The sequence below is a fragment of the Williamsia sp. z34 genome, from assembly GCF_059553395.1.
In genome coordinates, this window is sequence record NZ_JCANWW010000013.1 from 50653 (window position 1) to 73229 (window position 22577).

Sequence of the window (22577 nt, forward strand, 5' to 3'; positions counted from 1 at the left end):
TCACATGCGATGGGACGGGCAACTCCTCGACGCCGAACCCGAAGCGGGTGAGGACTCGGCCGCTCCGGCCCTACCGGGGCTGGAGCGGGCCGGTCTGGTCCGATCGGTACAGACGCCTGACTTCGACGGTGTGACATTCCACGAAGTCCTCTGCAAGAGCGCACTCAACAAGGTGCCCGAGGCGTCGCAGGCTCCGTTTCGGTGGACCATCAATCCGATGCGAGGATGCCTGCACCAATGCGTGTACTGCTTCGCGCGGGGGACACACGAGTACCTCGATCTCGACGCCGGACGCGACTTCGACACCCAGATCGTGGTGAAGATGAATGTGGCCGCGGTCTTGCGTAAAGAGCTCTCGCGCAGGGGCTGGAAGCGGGAACCGGTGGCACTCGGCACCAACTCCGACCCGTACCACCGGGCTGAAGGACGCTATCGGCTGATGCCGGGGATCATCGGCGCGTTGGCCGATTCCGGGACGCCGATGTCGATCCTCACCAAGGGGACACTGCTGCGGCGCGACCTGCCGCTGTTGTCGCTTGCGGCGCAGAAGGTTCCGGTGTCGATCGGGATCTCGTTGGCGTTGCTCGACGAAGACCTGCGCAAGCAGGTCGAGCCCGGCGCCCCGTCGGCCCGGGCCCGACTGGACCTGATCACCGCAGTCCGTGACGCCGGATTGGATTGCCACGTGATGGCTGCGCCGATCCTGCCGCAGCTGACCGATTCGCGCGGGGCACTCGATGAATTGTTCGGAGCGCTGGCCTCCGCCGGCGCCACCTCGGTGACCGCATTCCCGATGCATCTGCGTGGCCCCACGCGGAACTGGTATCTGACGTGGCTCGGCGAGAACCATCCGGCACTGATGAAGAGCTACCGCCAGATCTACGGGCGCGGGGCCTATCCGGCGCCGGAATACCAGCGGTGGCTGCGCGACCGCACGGCTCCGCTGATCGAGAAGCATGGACTCTCCGCGACTCCGGACGATGTTTCCGGGGACGTCGCGCACAACCCCCTTCGGGGCGCGGCGTCGGCACCCGCGCCGGCGAACGAGCCAGAGCCCACGCTGTTCTGAACGCGCTCGGTTCAGCCGGACCCGGGTCAGACCAGCGTGATGGTGACCTTCTCCGTGGTGGCCCGCGCGGCCAGCTTGTCGTCGTCGGGATGGGCCACCTGCACCAGCGAACCGCCGGCGACCAGTGGCATCAGCAGATTGGTGATCAGGTGGTCGGTGGTGTCCCAGGTTCCCGTGGTCATGACCCGTGAGCCCGCCCCGATGCCGAGATCGGCCGCAGAAGCGGTGGCCGCAGAGACGATCTGCGCCACGGTTCGATCGTCGAGAGCCGGATCGGCCGGTCCACCCGGACGGAACTGGTCGCCGTGTACCCGCACCGATGCCGCATAGTCGGTCAGGCCGATCGGCAGATCACGCATCGGCATCCCGAACGGGTCGAGCGAGACCACTGCGATCTCGGGCGCCTGCTCCATCGTGTCGAGGGTGTCCATCGAGCAGAACGCCAGTGCCGCATCGTCGCTGTATCCCAGGCGTACGTGCATTCCGGCCCACCACGCGCCGAGCAGAACCCCGGCGGTCTGCCAGTGTGCGGGCAGATCGACGGCCACGACATCTCCTGGTATCAATCCGAACTCGTCGCGAATCATGTTCGCGGTCTTGGCCGCCCAGTTGGCAGCGGTCAGACCGGACAGTTCGGTCCGTTCACCGGTGGCGTCGTTGTAGTAGGTCAGGAGCGGCTGGGTGCCGTCTCTGGTCAGCGCCGGACTCAGGGCGGCGTCTGCAAGGGTCATCAATTGACACACTCCGGGCCGGTTCCACCGGCGGTGATTCGAGGGGCGGCTGGGGCAGGGGGTGCGGTGTCGCCGGTGGATTCCTGGCGCTCCGGTGAGCCGGAGTCATTGATCGAACCCGGTCCGGTGTAGCTGTCGGTCAGCAGGACCCGCACCGTGTTCGGCGGCAGCGACGGATCGGCGACGATCTGCAGTCCACCGAGGTCCTTGGCCACGGCCTTCGCGCCCGAGTCGTCGGCGTCCGCAGCGAGTACCCGGCTCTCGACGGTGTCGTCGAGGTCGTTACCCGTCTCGCCGGGGAGGTATCCCTTACCGGCGACGATCCGCGAGACGTTGGTGGCCAGTCCGTCGACCGTGCCGGTGTTGATGACGTCGACGGTGTAGTCGGCGGCCACAAACGTGGTCTTGCCGGAGGCGTCCTTGTCGCCGAGCAAACCGGCGGTGAAGGTCTTGACCGCGGCCGGGTCGACCTCGACCACACTCTGCAGTCCGTCGTCGCTCCAGCCCTGTTCCGTGACCACCGGGATGGTGGCGAACTGGACGCGGCCCCCGGACAGATCCTTGAGCTGCTCGACGAACTTGATGACGTCCCAGTTCTGGTCGATCACCACCGACCGCGACACCGCGTCCTGCAGGTCGGACAGTTTGCCGGGGCTCGACAGGGTGCCGGCGGAGAGGACCTTCTGTGCCAGCGACGCCATGAAGACCTGTTGGCGCACGATGCGGTCGAGGTCGCCGCGTGGCAGGTCGTGGCGCTGACGGACAAAACTCAGGGCCTGCGATCCGTCCAGGGTCTGCTCTCCGGCGGGGAAGTCGGCACCCGAGAAAGGTTCGGAGACGGGCGCTTTGAGACAGACGTCGACTCCACCGACCGCGTTGGTGAGCAGGACGAATCCGAGCAGGCCGATTTCGGCGTAGTGGTCGACCTCGACGCCGGTGAGATCGGTGACGGTGTCGATCAGGGCGTCGCGTCCGGCCTCCACCGACTTCTTGTCGGCTTCCTCGAGATCCATACCGTCGTTGACCAGCTCGCCCCGTCGTTCCTCCTTGGCTGAGCCGTACGCGGAGTTGATCTTGGTCATCCCGACACCGGGGACGTCGACGTAGGAGTCCCGGGGAATCGAGATCGCCGTGGCCGAGGATCCGTCGTTGGGGATCCGGATGAGCAGGATCGTGTCGGTGTTGGTGCCGACATCGGCGGCGGAGTGCAGCTGCGCCAGTTCCTTCTCCGAGAGAGGGTTGCCGCGGGCGTCGGTGCGGGAGTCGGTGCCGACCATCAAGATGTCGACGGCGCCGTCCTTGCCGCTGCCCAGGCTCAAACCGTCGAGCTTGGTGATGCTGTTCTCCAGGTTGGTCATCTGGTTCCAGGCGAATCCGGTCGCCACCAGGACGACGACCGAGACCGCGGCCACCGCGATCCGGGTGATCGAACGGGCCGGCTTGTTGTCCTCGACGGTCTCACCCGTGACCGGGGTGTCCGATGCCGGGGGAGCCGCCTTCGGCCGACGACCGTCGGGTGTGGTGGGGCGGCCTCTGCGGGCCTTCTGTGGTGGCTCGCCGGCCCCCTCGCGCAACGGTCGCCGGGGACGATCGACGTCGTCCTGTCGGCGCCGGGGCCGTCGCTGTTCGGAGGGCACTGCGTCCCGGGGATCGGTCGGTGAGGCGCGCCGGCGCCCACCCGGCGGAACGGGCTGGTCCGACGCGGCGCGCTGTGGGCGGCCTTCGCGCGGTGATCCGCTGCGACGCTCACCTGACGGTCGATCCGAAGAGGGACGGTCCACGGCGGGCGGCGCTCCTAGTCTCTGTGCTGGGGTCGAGCAGGTACGGGCAATGCTCTGGCGGCGCGCTGTGAACGCGGACCACCAGTTCGACTTTTGCAATGCTACGTGCGAATGTCACGCCGTCGCCGGAGCTGTACCGGCGCGCCCGTGATGATGTTGTTCACGTTGGTGAATCGGGCCTCGATGCGCGGAGCCCGACCGAACCGGACATGATGGTCCGTATGCAAAGGCAATTGGGATCTGTGGTGGTGACGGGTGGCGGCGGTCAGTTGGGCAGCCGGTTACGTGTTCAGGGGGGCGCTCTCGTACGCCCTCTGACCTCGGCGGATCTGGACATCACGGACCCGGTGGCGGTGGATTCCGTACTGGGCGGTCTCGGACCGGACGACGTGGTCATCAACTGCGCTGCCTATACCGCCGTCGACGCCGCCGAGACGGATCGGGACCGCGCCCACGCGATCAACGTCACCGGGCCCGCCAACCTGGCGGCCCTGACCGCCTATACCGGCGCCCACCTGATCCACATCTCGACCGACTACGTCTTCACCGGTGTCGCCGACCGTCCGATGGAACCGGACGATCCGACCGGACCCAAGTCGGTCTACGGCCAGACCAAGCTCGCCGGAGAGGTCGCGGTCCGCGCCGGCGACCCGTCGGCCACCGTGGTCCGCACGGCGTGGGTGTACACCGGCGCGCCCGGCTGCAATGACTTCGTCGCGACCATGCGCCGCCTCGAGGGCGAACGCGACACGGTGTCGGTGGTGACCGACCAGGTCGGATCACCGACCTACTCGGCGGACCTGGCCGACGGTCTGCTGCAGCTCGCCGCCCAGATCTGCGCCGGCGGGTCACCGGCGACCGGAACGATCCTGCACGCCACGAACGCCGGCAGTTGCAGCTGGTTCGACCTGGCACAGGCCGTTTTCGCGGAGATCGGCGCCGACCCGGCGCGGGTGCTGCCCACCACGTCGGAAGCCTTCCCGCGCCCGGCGCCACGTCCGGCGTACTCGGTGTTGTCCGGTCAGTCCTGGCAGAAGGCCGGATTGACACCCCTGCGGGACTGGCGCTCGGCTCTGGCCGCCGCGGTCCGCGCTTGACCGGCGGGCAGGGCGTGATGGGTGGGACTCACGAGGTGTCCGGCTACCCTGTGGCGGTGACTGATGAGCAGGTTTCCGACCGCGTCGCAGTGGTGACCGTGACGTATTCGTCCGGCGACTACCTGGCGCGATTCATCCAGACGCTCGATGACGCGATGACCGGTACGCCGGCGGTGATCATGGCGGACAACGGTTCTGATGACGGTGCGCCCGAGCTGGCCGCCGAGAGGTACGACCACGTCTCGCTGCTGCACACCGGCGGCAACATTGGCTACGGCGGAGCGGTCAACCGCGCCGTTGCCGAGGTGGATCCGGCCATCGAATACGTGATCGTGGCGAACCCCGATGTCGAGTGGGCGCCGGGTTCGATCGACCGGTTGTTGGACGCGGCGGATCGCTGGCCGCGGGCCGGGGCACTGGGGCCACTGATCCGCGAACCGGACGGCACGATCTATCCGTCGGCGCGGCGGGTTCCGAACCTGGTCTCCGGAACCGGACATGCGATCTTGGGGACGATCTGGAAGTCCAATCCCTGGACCGCGGCGTACCGGCAGGATGCCGTCGACGTGTCCGAGCGCGCCGTGGGGTGGTTGTCCGGGTCGTGCCTGCTGGTGCGGCGTGAGGCCTTCGATTCCATCGGCGGTTTCGATTCCCGCTATTTCATGTACATGGAGGACGTCGATCTCGGTGACCGGCTCGGCCGGGCCGGCTGGCTCAACGTGTTCGTACCCGACGCGGAGGTTCTGCACACGAAAGGCCATGCGGCCGGACGTGATCCGGGAAAGATGTTGCCTGCACACCATCGCAGCGCGTATCGGTTCCAGGCCGATCGGCACCCGCACTGGTGGCAGGCGCCGCTGCGGCTCGCCCTGCGCGCAGGACTCGCGGCGCGCTCGGCGGTGGTTGTTGCGGCGGCCAAACATGCTGCCCGCCATGAAGATTCAGTAAACAGCTCGACGACCGACAGTTCGACGAAAGGTGCAAAGTGACCCCAGATGATGGTGTGACATCCCCGGCGACCGACGCCCTGACAGATGATGTCCAGGCCGTTATCTTGGTCGGCGGCAAGGGAACTCGCCTGCGTCCGCTGACGTTGTCGGCGCCCAAGCCGATGTTGCCGACGGCGGGTGTGCCGTTCCTGACCCACCTGCTCGCCCGTATCAAAGCGGCCGGGATCAAACAGGTCGTGCTGGGAACCTCGTTCAAATCGGAGGTCTTCGAACAGCATTTCGGCGACGGGTCGAAGATGGGCTTGTCGATCACCTACGTGCACGAGGCCGAACCGATGGGTACCGGTGGCGGTATCCGCAACGTGCTCGGGCACTTGACCGCCAAGACCATCCTGGTCTTCAACGGCGACGTCCTGTGTGGCACCGATGTCCGCTCCATCATCGACACCCATCAGACCTCCGGCGCCGAGGTGACGTTGCATCTGGTGCGGGTCGGGGATCCACGGGCATTCGGTTGTGTGCCAACCGACGAGACGGGCCGGGTCACCGCGTTTCTCGAGAAGACCCAGGATCCGCCCACCGATCAGATCAATGCCGGCTGCTACGTCTTCAACCGTTCGGTCATCGAGCAGATCCCCGCCGACCGGCCCGTCTCGGTGGAACGCGAGGTCTTCCCCGGACTGCTTGCCGACGGGGCGCATGTGCAGAGCTACGTCGACTCCGGTTACTGGCGCGACATGGGTACCCCCGAGGACTTCGTCCGCGGCAGTGCCGATCTGGTGCGCGGTATCGCGCCGTCGCCGGCGCTGAGCGGGCCTCGCGGTGAATACCTGGTCCACGAGGGCGCCGGTGTGGCCCCGGGAGCGTTGCTCATCGGCGGCACGGTCGTCGGCCGTGGGGCCGAGATCGGTGCCGGCGCACGACTCGACGGCGCCGTCATCTTCGATGGTGCGGTGGTCGAGGCCGGTGCGGTGATCGAACGCTCGATCATCGGCTTCGGGGTCCGGGTCGGACCGCGTGCCCTGATCCGGGATGGCGTGATCGGCGACGGCGCCGACATCGGGGCCCGCTGCGAACTGCTTCGCGGGGCGCGGGTCTGGCCAGGGGTGAAGATCCCCGATGGTGGAATCAGGTTCTCGACAGATGTCTGACACCGTCGCCTCACCATCGTTCAAACGCTTTGTCGTCCTCGGTGATTCGTTTGGCGAGGGTGTGGGCGACGTCGAGCCCCGCTGCCCGAACGGGGTGCGGGGCTGGGCTGATCGGGTGGCCGAGGTGATGGCCCGTGCCGATCCGGAGTTCCGGTATGCGAACCTGGCGATCCGCGGGCGGCTGTTGTCGGCGGTCGTGTCCGAACAGCTCGGTCCGGCCGTGGAGATGAAGCCGGACCTGGTCGCCATCAGTGCCGGCGCCAGCGACCTGTTGCGGCCGAACGTCGACATCGACACGCTGATCGAGGATTACGACGCAGCGATCGGCCGGTTGCAGGACACCGGCGCGAGGGTGGTCACCTTCACGGTCCACGACACCGGTAACAAGCCGGTGTTCGGGGCGCTGCGTGGCCGATTCGCGGTTTACAACGAGTTGCTGCGCGAGGTCGTCGACCGTCGCAACCTCACGCTGGTCGACTTCTGGCGGATGCGGGCGTTCCGCGAACGCGGTATGTGGGAGTTCGACCGGATGCACATGTCGACGGCCGGACACGTGTACATGGCCATCGAAGTGCTCGACGCGCTCGGCATCGAACACGATCTGGTTCCGGTGGAACTCGGTCCGCCGCAACCGGTCTCGCCGACGCAGCGTCGTCGGGACAGTCGGCAGTGGACGGTCGAGCACGCGATGCCGTGGGTGGGCCGCCGGCTCCTGGGCGTGTCCACCGGCGACACGATCGCACCCAAATACCCCGAACTCACCGCGATGACGCCGAGCACCTGACCACACGGCGCCCACCCAAAACCGGGTGGCTAGTCGGCGGCGGGTGCCTTGGCCGCTGCCAGGAGTCCCCGGCCGAGTGGGATGACCACCGGCAGCAGCGAATCGTCGTCGGCGATGAGCATTGCCGCTTCGCGCGCCGCGAGCGCCGCCTGATCGGACGTGGCCGGGTCGGCGACGGTCCCGTCGGCCGAGGCGTTGTGGACGACCAGCACCCCGCCATCGCGCAGCAGTCGGAGTCCTTCGGCGACAAACCGCGGCTGGTCGGTGACCGCGCCATCGATGAACACCAGGTCGTAGCCGCCGTCGGAGAGGCGGGGGAGCACCTCGGCCGCGCGGCCGTTGATCAGCCGAGTGCGACCGGGACTGATGCCCGCGGTGTTGAACGACATCTTTGCCGCGCGGTGGTACTCGCCTTCGGAATCGATGGTGGTCAGCACGCCGTCGGTGCGCATGCCGTTGAGGAGCCACAGTCCGCTGATCCCGGCGCCGGTGCCGACCTCGACCACGGATTTCGCGTCGACCAACCGGGCCAACAGCGACAGTGCGGCACCCACGGCCGGGGTGATCGAGGGCGCTCCGAGTTCGTCGGAACGCTCGCGGGCCAGGCGTAGCGCCTCGTCTTCGACGATCGCGGCCTCGGCGTAGCTGCTCAGCACTGCTGGGTCGATGACAGGCGGCGGGGAATCGGTGTTGGCGGGCTGGCTCTCATCGGACACAGATCTGAGGTTAGCGCCGCCCGCCGGATTGGCCGCCTAGGCGCGCTGAGCAGCGGTATCCGAAGTCGATCGCCATGGTCGCGGGACTCTCAGGGAACACTCAGGCCGCTCATAGTGCGTACACACCCCGGTCGGACAGGGTCAGGGGGAACAACCGGCCAGGTGTCGGCGTTGCCTCCGGTAACAAATCTCGACTATCAGTGCGCGTATCAAATGGCCGGAGCATTCCACCGGTCCTGGGAAGAGAGTTGATCAGATCGTGACAGAGACCAACCGCGAAGACGGTAACGGGACTCTCGCTGTGTTCGACACCAACGATTTTTCAACAGAAGCACAGGCCGGGACGGCGCGTTTCGACGCCACCGGCGACGCGAACCTGATGCCGGCCTGGGATGAGCTGGTTCGGGAACACGCCGATCGGGTCTACCGGTTGGCCTACCGGCTCTCCGGCAATCAGCATGACGCCGAGGATCTGACACAGGAGACCTTCATCAGGGTCTTCCGGTCACTCTCGAGCTACAAGGCCGGCACATTCGAGGGCTGGCTTCATCGCATCACCACCAATCTGTTCCTCGACATGGTCCGGCGCCGGAACAAGATCCGGATGGAAGCGCTTCCCGAAGACTACGACCGGGTACCGGGCAACGACCCGGATCCCGAACAGATCTTCAATGACGCCAACCTCGACCCCGATCTGCAGAGCGCTCTTGACTCCCTGGCGCCCGAGTTCCGTGCTGCGGTGGTCCTGTGTGACATCGAAGGTTTGTCATACGAGGAAATCGCCGCAACCCTGGGCGTCAAGCTCGGCACGGTTCGCAGCCGCATCCATCGTGGCCGGCAGGCCATCCGCGGACACCTCGCGGCGAGTGGTCACCACTCGGGGAGATCGGTGATGACGCCGGACTCCTGATCCACCTGCCCGACCGGGAACCCGAGGGGATGTGAATTCGTTATCGATGTTGGACGTGGACGCGGCGAGATTGCGTCCGAGTCCGTAGAGTCGAGGCGAATTGTCGAGATGCCCCGCGGGATTGTCCTGTCCGTCAAGGAATCCGGTGGGCACGGAAGAGGAAGGAGTGATTGCGGTGAGTGAACGCACACCCGAAGACTCCGGCCCCGCAGATTCGAACGGCGCCGAACCAACAGGCAACGGGGATCGTCCCGAGGCCATGCGGAACCGGCGACGGTCGCTGGGATGGTTCCCGGCGTCGTCGATGGTCTCGGCCAACAAGAACTATCGAGCACCCGGCAGCATCGGCGGACGTCGATTCCTGTCCACCGAGCATCTCGCCACCGAGGCGGTGGCCGCCTACGTGGACGGCGAGCTGCGGATGAATGCCTACATGCGTGCCTCTCAACATCTGGAGTTGTGCGCGCAATGCCGCGCAGAAGTCGATGCGCAGAGTTCGGCGCGCGCCGCACTGCGACGCTCCGGAGAAATCGTCATGCCCGCAGGTCTGCTGGGCGCGCTCAACCAGATCCCGACCCGCGAGATCGACCTGCGCGCGACCGCCGATCCGTCGCACGCCGTGCCCGACGAGTCGCTGCGCGATGCGCCGTCCTTTCCTCCGCATCGGGACCAGCGCCGGCGTAACCGCTGACAATAGCCGCCGCGATTGTCCGCTGCGGCGGTGCCGCGATTGTCCGCTGCGGCGGTGCCGCGATTGTTTTGTGCTGACCGCCGGGTAGCCTCGGTGAGGATCGATCGGCGGTGCCGGTGGGTCTGCGACCGAATAGCCGCGAGCGAGGGGTTCGAGTTTTTCATGAGACCGGATGACCGGGCGGCCCAGTGACCGACACTGACAAGTACGGCCCCGGCGCAACACCTCCTTCCTCCTCGCCGGACAACATCGGCGAGGCCCCACGTCTGGGTCCGCGACCCAACGAGCGTCCACCCGTGCCGCCGCAGACCGCCGCGGTGTTCGGGCGACCGGAGGGTGTCACCGGCGCGTTCGCGCCGTCGGAGAACACTCCATCGCGCAGTCCCCAGCCAGTCGTGTCGAATCCCGATCCGGTGTTACGCGAGGCGTTTTCCCGGCCCGACGGCGCAGACTCCCTGCAGCGAGACCCGGACGAGGTCGCGGGTGAGGTGGACGCTCGATCCGAACCCGAGGACCCGTGGCGCGATCCCGATGCCGCTGCCGGCCTCGGTGCACCGGCCGTGCAGACCGAGGTGCCCCCGGAACCGACCACACCCGGCCCGAAGCTCGGTGTACGCGAAGTCCTCTTCGACCGGAAGGTCAGCTGGCAGGCCCTGGCAGTGCTCGCCGTCATCGCAGTGCTCGTCGGCGTGGTCGGCGGCCTGATCGGCCGACTGACGGCGGAGGTCACCTCACCACTGCACTCGGACACGGTGAGCCTGTCCGGTGGCGACGACGACAACGAGGCCGAACCACGCAGCCAGGTGGCGCGCGTGGCCAAAGCCGTCGAGAAGTCGGTGGTCATGGTCGACGTGCGGCTGCCCAACGGTGGTGGCACCGGATCCGGCGTTGTCATCGACGACGAGGGGTACATCGTCACCAACAACCACGTGATCTCGATGGCCGCCAACGACAGCAACGCCAAACTCGAGGTGGTCTTCTCCGACGGCACCCGCGTGCCGGCGCGCATCGTCGGCCGCGACATCCGTACCGACCTCGCGGTCCTCAAGGTCGACAACGTCGACAACCTCACCGTCGCGAAGCTGGGCGACTCGGACAAACTGCAGATCGGCGAAGAGGTGGTGGCTTTCGGAGCACCCCTGGGCCTCGATCGCACGGTCACCAGCGGCATCATCAGCGCCATCGATCGTGCCGTACCGCTTCGGCCGGACGAGACGTCGGACACCGATGCGGTCATCGATGCCATCCAGACCGACGCCGCCATCAATCCCGGCAACTCCGGTGGTCCGCTGGTCGACGACCAGGGCCGGGTCATCGGCATCAACACCGCTGGCCTGGCACCGAACGGCGGTTCGATCGGCCTCGGCTTCGCCATCCCGGTCAACGAGTTCCTGCCGGTGGCGCAGGCGCTGATCAAGGATGGCCGGGTGGTCCACGCCCAGATCGGTGTGAATGCGAGTTCCGTCCGCAACGACCAGGTTCTCGGGGCCCAGATCCGCAATGTCGTCGAGGGTTCGCCCGCGGCGCGGGCGGGGATCCGCGAAGGCGACGTGATCACCGAGTTCGACGGCCGGGTGACCGACGACGCCGACGAACTGACGGTGGCCGTTCGCACATCCGAGATCGGCAAGCCGGTGAAGTTCGAATACTGGCGCGACGGCCGGACCTTCGAGGGAACCGTCACCCCCGCCTCTGACTGAGAGCCGGTGACCGAGAGTCCCGGACGGCTCCTCCGATTCAGAGGTTCTCTGGCAGATCGCCCGGTCGATTCGACAGCGGCTCACTTACCAGTAATCTGGAACCCGTGTTCAGCAGCGTTGGGTGGGGCGAAATCCTGATCTTGATGATCGCGGGTCTGGTGATCCTCGGTCCCGAGCGGCTGCCCGATGCGCTGAAGTGGACGCTGAAGTCGGTGCGCCAGGCCCGTGACTACGCCACCGGCGCCACCAGTCAGCTCAAAGAAGACCTCGGGGCTGATTTCGAGGACCTGCGCAAGCCGCTGGCAGAACTCAACGAACTGCGGGGGATGAGCCCTCGCAAGGTCATCACCAAGCATCTGCTCGACGGTGACGATTCGTTCTTCACCGGCAATTTCGACGCGCAGACCAAGGTAAAACCGGTATCCCAGCCGTTGCCCACCACCGACGAGAACGCCAAGGTCCTCTCGCCGGGTTCCCTCGCGAAGCCTGCCGCGCCGTCGTTGTCCAAGACGCCGACCGCGGCGCCCGCCCCGGCTGTCGAGGCGACCGGCGTGGACCGCTGGGACGCCACCTGATCGGTCGTCGGGCTTCTCTGATCCGTACGCGGTACCGGGATGCGTGAAGGGTTTCGCCGTACACCCCACGGGATAGTGTGGACCGATGGATGATTCGCCGGGCCCGTCGGAAGTCGACCGGACGCTGGGGCTGCTCTGGCGCCATCAGGTAGGTCGGCCTCAGGGGTCGCGCGGACCGAGACAGCGCGTCAGCGTCGACGAGGTGATCGCGGCCGCCATCGCACTGGCCGACGAGGAGGGGCTCGCGGCACTGTCGATGCGGAAGGTCGCCCAACGGCTCGGACTGGGGGCGATGTCGATCTACACCTACGTCCCGGGCAAGAACGAACTCGTCGGACTGATGGTCGACGAGGTCGCCGGAGAGGTCGACTACCCGGCCCACACCGGTGATCTACGAGATCGAATGGTCGCGGTCGCCCGGCAGTTGTGGGACGAATACCACCGGCACCCATGGCTTTTGCACGCGCAGAGGGCCAGACCGTGGATCGGCCCCAACGGGTCGGCGCGCTTCGAATGGCAACTCGAGGCGATTGAAGGAGTGGGCCTGGACGATCTGGAGATGGACAACACGATCGCGGTACTGACCGGATTCGCCGAGAGTTCGGCCCGCGCGTCCATCGAAGCGGCCGGTGCGCGCACCGAATCCGGGATGACCGACGTCCAGTGGTGGGAGATCAATGCGCCCGTCCTGCAGCGGCTGATGGCCGGAAGCGACTACCCGATCTCGCGGCGGGTGGGGCAGGCCGCCGGCCAGGCCTACGAATCGATGGGCGATCCGGCCCGGTCGTTCGAGTTCGGCCTCGCGCGGATCATCGACGGAGTGGAACTGCTGCTCCGCCGATGACCGCGGTCCGGCCCCGGCGGGTCAGAGTAGCGGTTTGCCGACGCTGCGGGCGGTGTCGATGCCGAGGTTCATGCCGGCCAGGCCCCGTTTGCGGACGGCGATCTTGTCGGCCACCTGACGGAGTGCGGCACCGGCCGCGGATTCGGGAGCCGAGAGCACCAGCGGCACACCCTCGTCGCCGCCTTCGCGCAGGGCGGGGTCGAGCGGGATCTGGCCCAGCAGAGGCACCTCGGCGCCGACCGCGATGGTGAGTCGTTCGGCGACCTTGGCGCCGCCACCGGAACCGAACGGCTCCATCCGACTGCCGTCGGGAAGCTCCATCCACGACATGTTCTCCACGACACCCAGGATCTTCTGCCGCGTCTGCAGAGCAATCGCGCCGGCGCGCTCGGCGACCTCGGCGGCGGCCTGTTGCGGGGTGGTGACCACCAGGATCTCGGCACCGGGGATGAGCTGTGCCACCGAGATGGCCACGTCGCCGGTGCCCGGCGGGAGGTCGAGCAGCAGGATGTCCAGGTCGCCCCAGAACACGTCGGCGAGGAACTGCTGCAGTGCCCGGTGCAGCATCGGCCCACGCCAGACGACCGGGGTGTTGCCGCTGGTGAACTGGGCGATCGAGATGAACTTCACGTTGTGGCTGATCGGCGGCAAGATCATCTTCTCGACCTGCGTCGGCTTGGCGTCATTGCCCAGCATCCGGGGGACCGAGTGACCGTAGATGTCAGCATCGAGCACACCGACCTTCAACCCGCGATCAGCCAGCGCCGCGGCCAGGTTGACGGTGATGCTCGATTTACCGACACCGCCCTTGCCGGAGGCGACGGCGTACACGCGCGTTAGCGAACCGGGCTGGGCAAACGGGATGACCGGCTCGGCGCGGTCGCCACGCAGGCTCTTACGCAGTTCGGTGCGTTGCTCGTCGTTCATCACGTCGAGTTCCACCGACACCGTTCCGACACCGGGCACGTCGGCGGCGGCGGTGCTCACGCGCTGCGTGATCTCGGTGCGTAGCGGACAGGCGGACGTGGTCAGGTAGATCTCGATGGCCACGCTTGCGTCGGCGGCGATCGAAATCGATTTGACCATGCCCAGGTCGGTGATGGGTTTACCGATCTCGGGGTCGTTCACTTTGGCCAGAGCTGCGCGAATCGCTGACTCGGTCGGCAATGTTGCTTGTGTCATCAGGCGATCAGTTTACGCGCGCACCGAAACTCGCCGGATCCGGCCGGTCGGGACGGGGCCCAGCGGGCCACCATCGATCAAGGAGCGGGCAGCGTCGGCAGCAGCGACTGCAGTTCCGGTGGGAGGCAGACGATCACGCATGGCCCGGGTGTGGGCGGCGGTGACGAGCTCGTCGATGAACTGCTGCTCGGGCTCTCCGAGGGGCTGGAGCTGCTGGAGGAGGACGACGAAGACGACGAAGACGACGAAGACGAGCTCGAACTCGGCGGTCGGGGATCCGGCAGCGGGCCCGTTTCGGTGGGCGCGGCGTTGGTGGCGTATCCGGTGGCCCAGGAGAGCACGTTGGCCACGTACTCCATCGAATTGTTGTACCGGAGCACCGCGCTGACCCGCACCTTCTCCGACATGATGTCGGTGACCCCGGAACAGAGGTAACGGCCGGCGGAGTACGTGGCGTCGAAGATGTTGTTGGGATTGACGATGCCGTCGCCGTTGGCGTCCGAGCCCCAGGCGGCCCAGGTCGACGGGATGAACTGCATCGGGCCCATCGCCCGGTCATGTTTGATGTCGCCGTCCACACGCCCGCCGTCCGTGTCGGTGATCACGGCATTGCCGGCCACCGTGCCGTTGAGCACGGGACCGGCGATCGGGGTCAGCGTGGTACCGGAACTGTCGACGTTGCCGCCCCCGGCATGTCCGGATTCGATTCGGCCGATGGCCGCGAGCAGGAACCACGGCAGCTTGCACTGCGGGGTTTCGGCACCGACTCGTTGCTCGGCGAGTTTGTAGGCGTGCAGAACGATCCCCGGGATCCCGAGCGGTCCGGCCGGGAGCGCTGCGGCGGGTATTCGTTGGGGTTCTGCCGCCGAGGTGGGTGCTGCGGCGGCCTCGGGCGGTGGAGGCGGCGGAGTGAAGGCCAGATCAGGACGAGCGGCCGCGGGCAGTATCTCCGCGGCCAGGACGACGTCGTCCACCTCGGTGTCGGCAGACAACGCCGGCGCCGGGCCGATCTGGGAACTCGAAGTGACCGCAGCCAGCACCCCGACACCGATGACCGCACAACCGGTCAGCATCTGGATTCGACCCCACTGCACGCGAATGCTCCTGGTTCATCTCCCCGACACCCGGAATGGAACCGGGCGAATGTGAACCACGATACATATTTGTTACTGACGTGCATGTGAAAATCGATTTGTCACGGGTGGACAACTATTGGCGATCCTGCGGTTGGGGCGAGACCGCCGGGCCGGACGTCAATCGGGATGCGGGGCACCGGTTTTCCTGGACTCCTCGGCTTTGGCCTTCTCGCCGAGTATGCGCTCGGACAATTCGGTCAGCAGATCGTCCAGTTCGCGCCGCAGGTAGTCGCGGGTGACGGTGTCGCCGACCGCGAGCCGGACCGCGGCCAGCTCCCTGGCCAGGAACTCGGTGTCGGCCTTGGTCTGCTCGGCCCGGACCCGGTCTTCCTCGAGCGAGACCTTGTCGCGGTTCTCCTGACGATTCTGGGCCAACAGGATCAACGGGGCGGCGTAGGCGGCCTGGGTGGAGAACGCCAGGTTGAGCAGGATGAACGGGTACGGGTCCCACTGCAGCGTGACAACCGCGAGATTCAGGAAGATCCAGACGATGACGAGGATCGTCTGGATGGCGAGGTAACGCCCGGTGCCGAGGAACCGGGCGACGCGTTCGCTGTAGACGCCGACGACGTCCGAATCGAGATTCAGACTCCACCGGTGCCGCTCCCCGGGGGTGTCCAGCCGACGTGCCGACCGTGCACTCTGCCGCTCGGCACGGTCCTTCACACGAGGCTCCGACCCGTTTGAACTCATCACCGCATCCTTTCGGTGGTGGCGTCATCGTCGACATCGTCGTCGGCCTCGGTCTCGCGCCAGTCCTCGGGCAGCAGATGGTCGAGGAGATCGTCCACCGTGACCGCGCCGATGAGATGCCCGTCGTCGTCGAGAACCGGTCCGCAGACGAGGTTGTAGGTCGCGAAGTAGCGGGTCACCTTCTCCAGGGAATCCTCGGACCCCAGGCAGGGGAGCCGATCGTCGAGGATGCCACCGACCAGATTGGCCGGCGGCTCTCGCAGAAGCGCCTGGATGTGCACACAGCCGAGATACTTGCCGGTCGGTGTGGAGGTGGGTGGCCGCACCACGAAGGTGAGGGATGCCGAGGCGGGGGTCAGGTCGGGGTCGCGGGCCCGGGCCAGCGCCTCGGCGATCGTCGTGGAGGCGGTCACCACGAGTGGTTCGGTGGTCATCATGCCGCCGGCGGTGTCGGGTGAGTGGCGCATGAGCCGGCGCACCGGTTCGGATTCCTGCGGATCCATCAGCTGCAGCAACACCTCGGCCTCGGTGTCGGGCAGGTCGCCGAGCAGGTCGGCCGCGTCGTCGGGGTCCATGGCCTCGAGGACGTCGGCGGCCCGCTCGACCTTCATATGGGTGAGCAATTCGGTCTGGTCGTCCGAGGGGAGTTCCTGGACGACGTCGGCCAGGCGCTCGTCGTCCAACGCGGAGGCGATCTCCAGGCGGCGTTTGGCGGGCAGTTCGCGCAGCGCATGGGCGACATCGGCGGCCCGCATGCCATCGAACTGCGAGAGGATCTGGGCCACACCCTGCCCGGGCAACGCCAGTGCGCTCTGCGTCAGGCCGAGGACGTGGTTCCACTCGACCACATGGGTCTCACCACGTCGGCCAAGCCGGGTCCGCGCGCCGCGGACCGCCACCCGGGAGATCACCCAGTCCCGCGTGCGTCGGCGCTCGATCGCCACGTCGACGACCGTCAGATCCTCACCGTGCAGATGCTCGAGGTCCGGATCATCAACACGTACACGCGATTCGACGATCTGGCCGAGGACGAGCGCTTCACCCGGACGGATGATCAGGCGGCGCAGGCTCACGGTACCGGTGCTCAGTGTCACGGAGTTGGGTTCGATGGCGGTGACCCGCGGCATCGGTACAAAAATGCGACGCCGAGTGGTCAATTCCACCGCCAGTCCCAGGACCCTGGGTTGTCCGGTGCCGAACCTGATCGAGACCACCACGTCGCGGACCCGACCGATGGATTCACCATCCGGTCCGATCACCGCCAGACCGGCCAGCCTGGCCACGAATGCCTTGCTCACCGCTGCCATGGACGTAAGGGTAGTTGGGCACCTTCGGCCTTCCCGGTAGCGCCACCGGTACGGCCACGTTCATGACGGATATCGGCGCCGGGCAGAATCGGACATGCGCAGAATCAATCCCGGGCAGAATCAGACGTGGTCGCATCGAGAATCCCCGTTCGGACCACCCGGGGTGTGATCCTGCGTAGCTCTTGTCGCCAGCAACTGAACGAACGCCACGCCATCGTCCCGAGGAGTCACATGCCCGCCGCCGCCCGCCGGTCCATTCTCGCCGTCCCCGCCAGCAGTTCGCGGATGCTCGAGAAGGCCCGTGGTCTGCCCGCCGACGAGATCTTCCTCGACCTCGAGGACGCCGTGGCACCCGGTGCGAAGGCGGACGGGCGTGCTGCCGTGGTCGCGGCGCTCGGGGCCTCCGACTGGGCGGGACAGGCCAGGGTCGTCCGGGTCAATGACTGGACCACACCGTGGACCCTCGACGACGTGGTGACCGTGGTCCGCGGTGCCGGTGCCCACCTGGATTCGATCCTGCTCCCGAAGGTGACATCGGCCGCGCAGGTGACCGCACTGGACCTGCTGCTGCGCCAACTGGAGATCAACGCCGGACTGCCGGTCGGCGAGATCGGTGTGCAGGCGCAGATCGAGAATGCCCAGGGGCTGGCGGCCATCAACGAAATCGCCTCGGCCAGTGACCGATTGCGTTCGCTGGTACTCGGCCCGGCCGACATGATGGCCTCCCTGGGCATGCGCAGCCTGGCGGTGGGCGAACAACCGCAGGGCTACACCCGGGGAGATGCGCATCATCACGTGTTGATGACGATCCTGGTCGCGGCCCGCGCACACGGTCTGACGGCCATCGACGGGCCCTACCTGAAAATCGATGACGCGCAGGGCTTCCGGGCGGTCGCCGAGGCGTCGGCGGCGCTCGGCTACGACGGCAAGTGGGTGGTCCATCCGAGCCAGATCGAGATCGCGAACGAGGTCTTCAGTCCGCGGCAGTCCGACTACGACACCGCTGAGAACCTGCTCGAGGCGTACGCGCACGCCACGTCGGCCGCCGGTGGCGAACGTGGTGCGGTCCGCTTCGAAGGTGAGATGATTGACGAGGCGAGCCGGAAGATGGCCGAGGTGATCGCCGCCAAGGGGCGGGCCGCGGGCATGACCCGGACATCCGCCGACGCGTCCTCGACGAACTGAAGCAGCATCCGGGCCGACCGAGTACGCAGACCCGATAACCCAGACCCCCGAGCACCCAGACCCCCGAGCACCTCGACCAAGGACACGGTGACGATGAGCAATCCGATGCGACCCACTCCACGACCAGGGCTGCCCACACCGCCGAAGGGGTGGCCGATCGGTTCGTACACGACCTACGCCGAAGCCCAACGCGCGGTCGACTTCCTCGCCGACGAGAACTTCGAGGTTCAGGACGTCACCATCGTCGGCGTCGACCTGATGCAGGTCGAACGCGTCCTGGGGCGACTGACCTGGGGCAAGGTGATCGGTGGCGGGATCGTCTCCGGCGCCTGGCTCGGTCTGTTCTTCGGCCTGCTGGTGGGAATCGTGGTCGAGGATCCCTTGATGCCGTTGATCGTTGGCCTCGTCGGCGGCATCATCTTCGGTGTCGTGTCGACGTCGATCCCGTATGCCGCCACCAGGGGGCAACGGGATTTCGCGTCGACGATGCAATTGGTCGCCGGCCGCTACGACGTGCTGTGCGATCCGAAGAGTGCCGAACGGGCCCGCGACATGTTGACCCGCCTTCAGCCATAGCCGGATCCCGGCCCACGGGGGGTCCGCCCGATCCGCCGAATACGCTGCGACACGCCTGGAACGACGTGGCCTTGCCCTGGACGACCACTTCTGGGTACAACTATGTCCATAGTGCTGCGCGTCACTATTTGACGCCTATAACGTGAGTGCTGGGCATTCAGGTGTGTGCTTGGAAGACCGCACGCACCTCCAACGCATCGAGGAGGCTGCGTGAAGCGCACAGGCGATCGCCCCGTGGACGGGAAATTGTCCACCGGTTTTGACGGAGCGACGTCCCAGGGTCCGGGGACGAAGAAATATGGTGGACTCAAGAAATTCGGATTGTCGTGCGCTGCAATCGCTGTGGCTCTCCCGGTGATCAGCGCCTGCAGTTCCGGTTATACCGCCGGAACGATCAACATATATGCGCCAGCGGACGGCGCCACATTCATCGAAGAGGCCGCAAATACCTGCACCGCGAACTCGAATGGCGAATACAAGATCAAGACGGTCGCCCTTCCCAAGGCCGCCGACGACCAGCGGTTGCAGTTGGCGCGCAGGCTCGCCGGGAACGACAAGGGCCTCGACCTCATGGGTATGGACGTGGTGTGGACCGCCGAGTTCGCCGACGCGGGCTGGATCGAGCCGGTCCCAGATGACCTGGCCGCCAAGGTCACCGAGACCACGCTCGGCGGTCCCGTCGAGACCGCCTTGTGGAAGACCGACGACGACGAGCAGAAGCGTCTCTACGCGATCCCGACCTGGACCAACACCCAGCTGCTCTGGTACCGCAAAGACGTTCTGCAGCAATATCTGAACCGGCCCACCCCGCCGGCCACGTGGGATCAGATGCTGGTCGAGAACGAAGAGATCCGCAAAGCCGGTGGGCCGAGCTACATCATGGTGCAGGGCAAGCAGTACGAGGGACTGATGGTGTGGTTCAACTCGGTTCTGGTCAGCGCCGGGGGACAGGTCCTCGATCCCGACGACCCGGAGAAGCAGACCCTCAATGACACCCCCGAGCACCGGGCCGCCACCCTGAAGGCGTTGCAGACGCTCAAAGCCGTTGCCACCGCGCCGGGCCGGGATCCCTCGATCACGAACAGCGACGAGTCTTCGGCGCGGCTCGGGATGGAAAGCGGCCTGGCCACCTTCGAGGTCAACTGGCCGTTCGTGTTCCCGTCGATGCGGTCGAACTCCGCCGCCGGAGACGTTGCATTCCTGAAAGAGGTGCAGCAGCAGTACGGACCGATGTTCGCCGATCCGGACAACCCGCCTGCCGATTCGGAACTCGCACCGGCCAACGAGCTCGTGCAGACGAAGTTCGATTTCGCCCGCTACCCGGGTGTGGAGGCCGACCAGCCGTCGAGGGTGACGCTCGGCGGGGTCAACATCGCGGTCGCCGACACCTCGCAACAGAAAGAGTTGGCGTTCAAGGCCGCTGAGTGCCTGACCGACGAGCAGTCCCAGAAGCTTTACTCGATCAGCGGTGGTACGCCTCCCACGATCGAGTCCATCTACAGTGACCCCGAGTTCCAGGCCGCCTACCCGATGGGCGACGCGATCAAGGCGCAGCTGGAGACAGATTCGGCCGCACTGCGACCGGCCTCGCCTGATTACCAGGCGATTTCGACGCTGATCACCGCAAAACTCAGTCCGGTCGGCTCGTGGGATCCGGAACCGATGGTCGACATACTCGCCGAGCAGGTCGACAAGGCCATCCAAGGGGAGGGACTGATCCCATGACCGCAACTCTGGACCGGGAATCCGCGCCGAGCAAGAAAAAGAAGAAGCCGCCGCTCAGTGAGGGCAAACGGGCCGAGCGGCGCCTCGGCCTCTGGCTGATCACCCCGGCGGTGATCATGATGATCCTGGTCACCGGTTACCCGATCGTGTACGCCTTCTGGCTCAGTCTGCAGAAGGCCAGCCTGTCGGCGCCCGGCGACGACGAGTTCATCTGGTTCACCAATTATGGAACCGTCCTGACCGACAGCTATTGGTGGACGGCACTGAGCATCACCCTGTTCATCACCGTGGTGTCGGTCGCCATCGAGTTGGTTCTCGGCATGGCGATCGCACTTGTCATGCACCGCACTCTCTTTGCCAAGGGCGCGATCCGCACAGTGGTGCTGATCCCGTACGGCATCGTCACCGTGGTCGCGGCGTTCTCGTGGTACTACGCGTGGACGCCGGGTACGGGTTACCTGGCGAATCTCCTGCCGGAGGGCAGCGCCCCGCTCACCGAGCAGTGGCCTTCGCTGGCGATCATCATCCTCGCCGAGGTCTGGAAGACAACACCTTTCATGGCCTTGCTGCTCCTGGCCGGACTCGCGTTGGTCCCGGACGATCTGCTCAAGGCGGCGCAGATGGACGGTGCCGGGGCATGGACCCGGTTGTGGCGCATCATTCTTCCGTTGATGAAGCCCGCGATCCTGGTGGCATTGCTGTTCCGCACGCTCGATGCCTTCCGCGTGTTCGACAACATCTACATCCTGACCAGGGGCAGCAACAACACCTATTCGGTCTCGATGTTGGGTTACGACAACCTCTTCAAGGCGTTCAACCTGGGAGTCGGCTCCGCGATCAGCGTGCTGATCTTCCTGTGCGTGGCGATCATCGCGTTCATCTTCATCAAGTTGTTCGGGGCCTCGGCGCCCGGCTCTGACAACGAGGGGCGGTAGGCACCGGTGAATATTCTGATGGGACGCCGGATCGGATGGTCGGTCGTCAACCTGCTGGTACTGGTGTACGCGCTGATCCCGGTCCTGTGGATCGTGAGTCTGTCGTTCAAACCGCCGGGCTCGGTGAAGGACGGCAACTTCATCCCGACCGAGTGGACCTGGGACAACTATTCCAGCATCTTCGAGACCAGCGCATTCACCTCGGCGCTGCGTAACTCGATCGGCATCGGGTTGATCACCACGGTGATCGCCGTGGCGCTGGGCACGATGGCCGCCTATGCCATTGCCCGCCTGGACTTCCCGGGCAAGAAGACGCTGGTGGGCGCGGCGCTCTTGATCGCGATGTTCCCGCAGATCTCGTTGGTGACGCCGCTGTTCAACATCGAGCGCCGGCTCGGACTGTTCGACACCTGGGCCGGTTTGATCCTGCCCTACATCACCTTTGCGTTGCCGCTCGCGATCTACACGTTGTCGGCGTTCTTCCGGGAGATTCCCTGGGAGCTGGAGAAGGCCGCGAAGATGGACGGTGCCACCCCGGCACAGGCCTTCCGCAAGGTCATCGCCCCGCTGGCCGCACCGGGCATCGTGACCGCGGCGATCCTGGTCTTCATCTTCGCCTGGAACGATCTGTTGCTGGCGATCTCGTTGACGTCGACGGAGAGGTCGATCACGGCTCCGGTGGCGATCGCGAACTTCACCGGCAGCAGCCAATTCGAAGAACCCACGGGATCGATCGCGGCCGCGGCTGTTGTCATCACGATCCCGATCATCATCTTTGTCCTTCTGTTCCAACGTCGAATCGTTGCCGGTCTGACCTCCGGCGCTGTGAAGGGATAACC

22 protein-coding genes are annotated in these 22577 nt (G+C 66.3%); 15 read left to right on the forward strand and 7 right to left on the reverse strand.

Annotated elements, in window-relative coordinates; genetic code table 11:
- Nucleotides 1-4: 4 nt before the first annotated feature.
- Entirely contained in the window at nucleotides 5-1069 is a 1065-nt protein-coding gene (locus AC51GT_RS23985; RefSeq protein ID WP_496325967.1) for an Rv2578c family radical SAM protein, read from the forward strand.
- 26 nt (nucleotides 1070-1095) lie between these two features.
- On the opposite strand, the gene AC51GT_RS23990 is transcribed toward AC51GT_RS23985, so the two are convergent.
- Together AC51GT_RS23990 and AC51GT_RS23995 are read right to left on the reverse strand one after the other, a co-directional pair.
- A complete protein-coding gene (locus AC51GT_RS23990) occupies nucleotides 1096-1800 on the reverse strand; it encodes a TIGR03089 family protein (RefSeq protein WP_496330389.1) in 705 nt (234 codons plus the stop codon).
- Nucleotides 1800-3581 (reverse strand): LCP family protein, encoded by a 1782-nt coding sequence (locus AC51GT_RS23995; protein ID WP_496330390.1) that lies wholly within the window; start codon nucleotides 3579-3581, stop codon nucleotides 1800-1802. The genes AC51GT_RS23990 and AC51GT_RS23995 overlap by 1 nt, the downstream gene beginning before the upstream one ends.
- A 212-nt stretch (nucleotides 3582-3793) precedes the next feature.
- On the opposite strand from AC51GT_RS23995, the gene rfbD reads away from it, so the two are divergent.
- The 4 genes from rfbD to AC51GT_RS24015 are packed head-to-tail and all read left to right on the forward strand — an operon-like array spanning nucleotide 3794 to nucleotide 7563.
- Nucleotides 3794-4678: a dTDP-4-dehydrorhamnose reductase gene (gene rfbD, locus AC51GT_RS24000; protein WP_496326233.1), complete on the forward strand. Its 885-nt coding sequence runs from the start codon at nucleotides 3794-3796 to the stop codon at nucleotides 4676-4678.
- A gap of 17 nt (nucleotides 4679-4695) precedes the next feature.
- Nucleotides 4696-5667 (forward strand): glycosyltransferase family 2 protein, encoded by a 972-nt coding sequence (locus AC51GT_RS24005; RefSeq protein ID WP_496330421.1) that lies wholly within the window; start codon nucleotides 4696-4698, stop codon nucleotides 5665-5667.
- Nucleotides 5664-6779 (forward strand): mannose-1-phosphate guanylyltransferase, encoded by a 1116-nt coding sequence (gene manB / locus AC51GT_RS24010; protein WP_496325964.1) that lies wholly within the window; start codon nucleotides 5664-5666, stop codon nucleotides 6777-6779. Before AC51GT_RS24005 ends, manB begins: the two co-directional genes overlap by 4 nt.
- Complete coding sequence (locus tag AC51GT_RS24015) at nucleotides 6772-7563, forward strand: SGNH/GDSL hydrolase family protein (RefSeq protein WP_496330391.1); 792 nt, start codon at nucleotides 6772-6774, stop codon at nucleotides 7561-7563. Before manB ends, AC51GT_RS24015 begins: the two co-directional genes overlap by 8 nt.
- A 29-nt stretch (nucleotides 7564-7592) precedes the next feature.
- On the opposite strand, the gene AC51GT_RS24020 is transcribed toward AC51GT_RS24015, so the two are convergent.
- Nucleotides 7593-8279 carry an O-methyltransferase gene (locus AC51GT_RS24020; protein WP_496325962.1) on the reverse strand — a complete coding sequence of 229 codons (687 nt, stop codon included), beginning with the start codon at nucleotides 8277-8279 and terminating at the stop codon, nucleotides 7593-7595.
- 301 nt (nucleotides 8280-8580) lie between these two features.
- Here AC51GT_RS24020 and sigE point away from each other — a divergent pair, with 301 nt between their 5' ends.
- The 5 genes from sigE (at nucleotide 8581) to AC51GT_RS24045 (ending at nucleotide 12999) form a co-directional block, all read left to right on the forward strand.
- Nucleotides 8581-9189, forward strand: a complete 609-nt coding sequence (gene sigE / locus AC51GT_RS24025) for an RNA polymerase sigma factor SigE (protein WP_496326231.1) — start codon at nucleotides 8581-8583, stop codon at nucleotides 9187-9189.
- 175 nt (nucleotides 9190-9364) lie between these two features.
- Nucleotides 9365-9880: a hypothetical protein gene (locus tag AC51GT_RS24030; protein ID WP_496330392.1), complete on the forward strand. Its 516-nt coding sequence runs from the start codon at nucleotides 9365-9367 to the stop codon at nucleotides 9878-9880.
- A gap of 188 nt (nucleotides 9881-10068) precedes the next feature.
- Nucleotides 10069-11580, forward strand: a complete 1512-nt coding sequence (locus tag AC51GT_RS24035; RefSeq protein ID WP_496330393.1) for a S1C family serine protease — start codon at nucleotides 10069-10071, stop codon at nucleotides 11578-11580.
- A 104-nt stretch (nucleotides 11581-11684) separates the two neighbouring features.
- Nucleotides 11685-12155, forward strand: coding sequence for a Sec-independent protein translocase protein TatB (tatB, locus tag AC51GT_RS24040; protein WP_496330394.1), 471 nt, complete (start codon nucleotides 11685-11687; stop codon nucleotides 12153-12155).
- A gap of 85 nt (nucleotides 12156-12240) precedes the next feature.
- Nucleotides 12241-12999: a TetR/AcrR family transcriptional regulator gene (locus AC51GT_RS24045; RefSeq protein WP_496330395.1), complete on the forward strand. Its 759-nt coding sequence runs from the start codon at nucleotides 12241-12243 to the stop codon at nucleotides 12997-12999.
- Nucleotides 13000-13020: 21 nt separating this feature from the next.
- Here AC51GT_RS24045 and AC51GT_RS24050 read toward each other — a convergent pair whose 3' ends face one another.
- The 4 genes from AC51GT_RS24050 to AC51GT_RS24065 form a co-directional block, all read right to left on the reverse strand.
- Entirely contained in the window at nucleotides 13021-14181 is a 1161-nt protein-coding gene (locus AC51GT_RS24050) for an Mrp/NBP35 family ATP-binding protein (protein WP_496325957.1), read from the reverse strand.
- A 77-nt stretch (nucleotides 14182-14258) separates the two neighbouring features.
- The gene (locus AC51GT_RS24055; protein ID WP_496330422.1) at nucleotides 14259-15254 is read right to left on the reverse strand and encodes a lytic transglycosylase domain-containing protein; all 996 of its coding nucleotides are present in this window, start codon (nucleotides 15252-15254) and stop codon (nucleotides 14259-14261) included.
- Between the two features lie 180 nt (nucleotides 15255-15434).
- Nucleotides 15435-16010 carry a DUF1003 domain-containing protein gene (locus tag AC51GT_RS24060; protein ID WP_496325956.1) on the reverse strand — a complete coding sequence of 192 codons (576 nt, stop codon included), beginning with the start codon at nucleotides 16008-16010 and terminating at the stop codon, nucleotides 15435-15437.
- Nucleotides 16010-17317: a magnesium transporter MgtE N-terminal domain-containing protein gene (locus AC51GT_RS24065; protein WP_496325955.1), complete on the reverse strand. Its 1308-nt coding sequence runs from the start codon at nucleotides 17315-17317 to the stop codon at nucleotides 16010-16012. Before AC51GT_RS24065 ends, AC51GT_RS24060 begins: the two co-directional genes overlap by 1 nt.
- A gap of 231 nt (nucleotides 17318-17548) precedes the next feature.
- On the opposite strand from AC51GT_RS24065, the gene AC51GT_RS24070 reads away from it, so the two are divergent.
- From AC51GT_RS24070 to AC51GT_RS24090, 5 genes are all read left to right on the forward strand, one after another.
- Complete coding sequence (locus AC51GT_RS24070) at nucleotides 17549-18502, forward strand: HpcH/HpaI aldolase/citrate lyase family protein (RefSeq protein WP_496325954.1); 954 nt, start codon at nucleotides 17549-17551, stop codon at nucleotides 18500-18502.
- Nucleotides 18503-18595: 93 nt separating this feature from the next.
- Entirely contained in the window at nucleotides 18596-19078 is a 483-nt protein-coding gene (locus AC51GT_RS24075) for a YflT domain-containing protein (RefSeq protein ID WP_496330396.1), read from the forward strand.
- A 210-nt stretch (nucleotides 19079-19288) separates the two neighbouring features.
- Nucleotides 19289-20803: an ABC transporter substrate-binding protein gene (locus tag AC51GT_RS24080; protein ID WP_496330397.1), complete on the forward strand. Its 1515-nt coding sequence runs from the start codon at nucleotides 19289-19291 to the stop codon at nucleotides 20801-20803.
- Nucleotides 20800-21738, forward strand: a complete 939-nt coding sequence (locus AC51GT_RS24085; protein WP_496325951.1) for a carbohydrate ABC transporter permease — start codon at nucleotides 20800-20802, stop codon at nucleotides 21736-21738. The genes AC51GT_RS24080 and AC51GT_RS24085 overlap by 4 nt, the downstream gene beginning before the upstream one ends.
- 18 nt (nucleotides 21739-21756) lie before the next feature.
- Nucleotides 21757-22575 carry a carbohydrate ABC transporter permease gene (locus AC51GT_RS24090; RefSeq protein WP_496326229.1) on the forward strand — a complete coding sequence of 273 codons (819 nt, stop codon included), beginning with the start codon at nucleotides 21757-21759 and terminating at the stop codon, nucleotides 22573-22575.
- Nucleotides 22576-22577 lie beyond the last annotated feature (2 nt).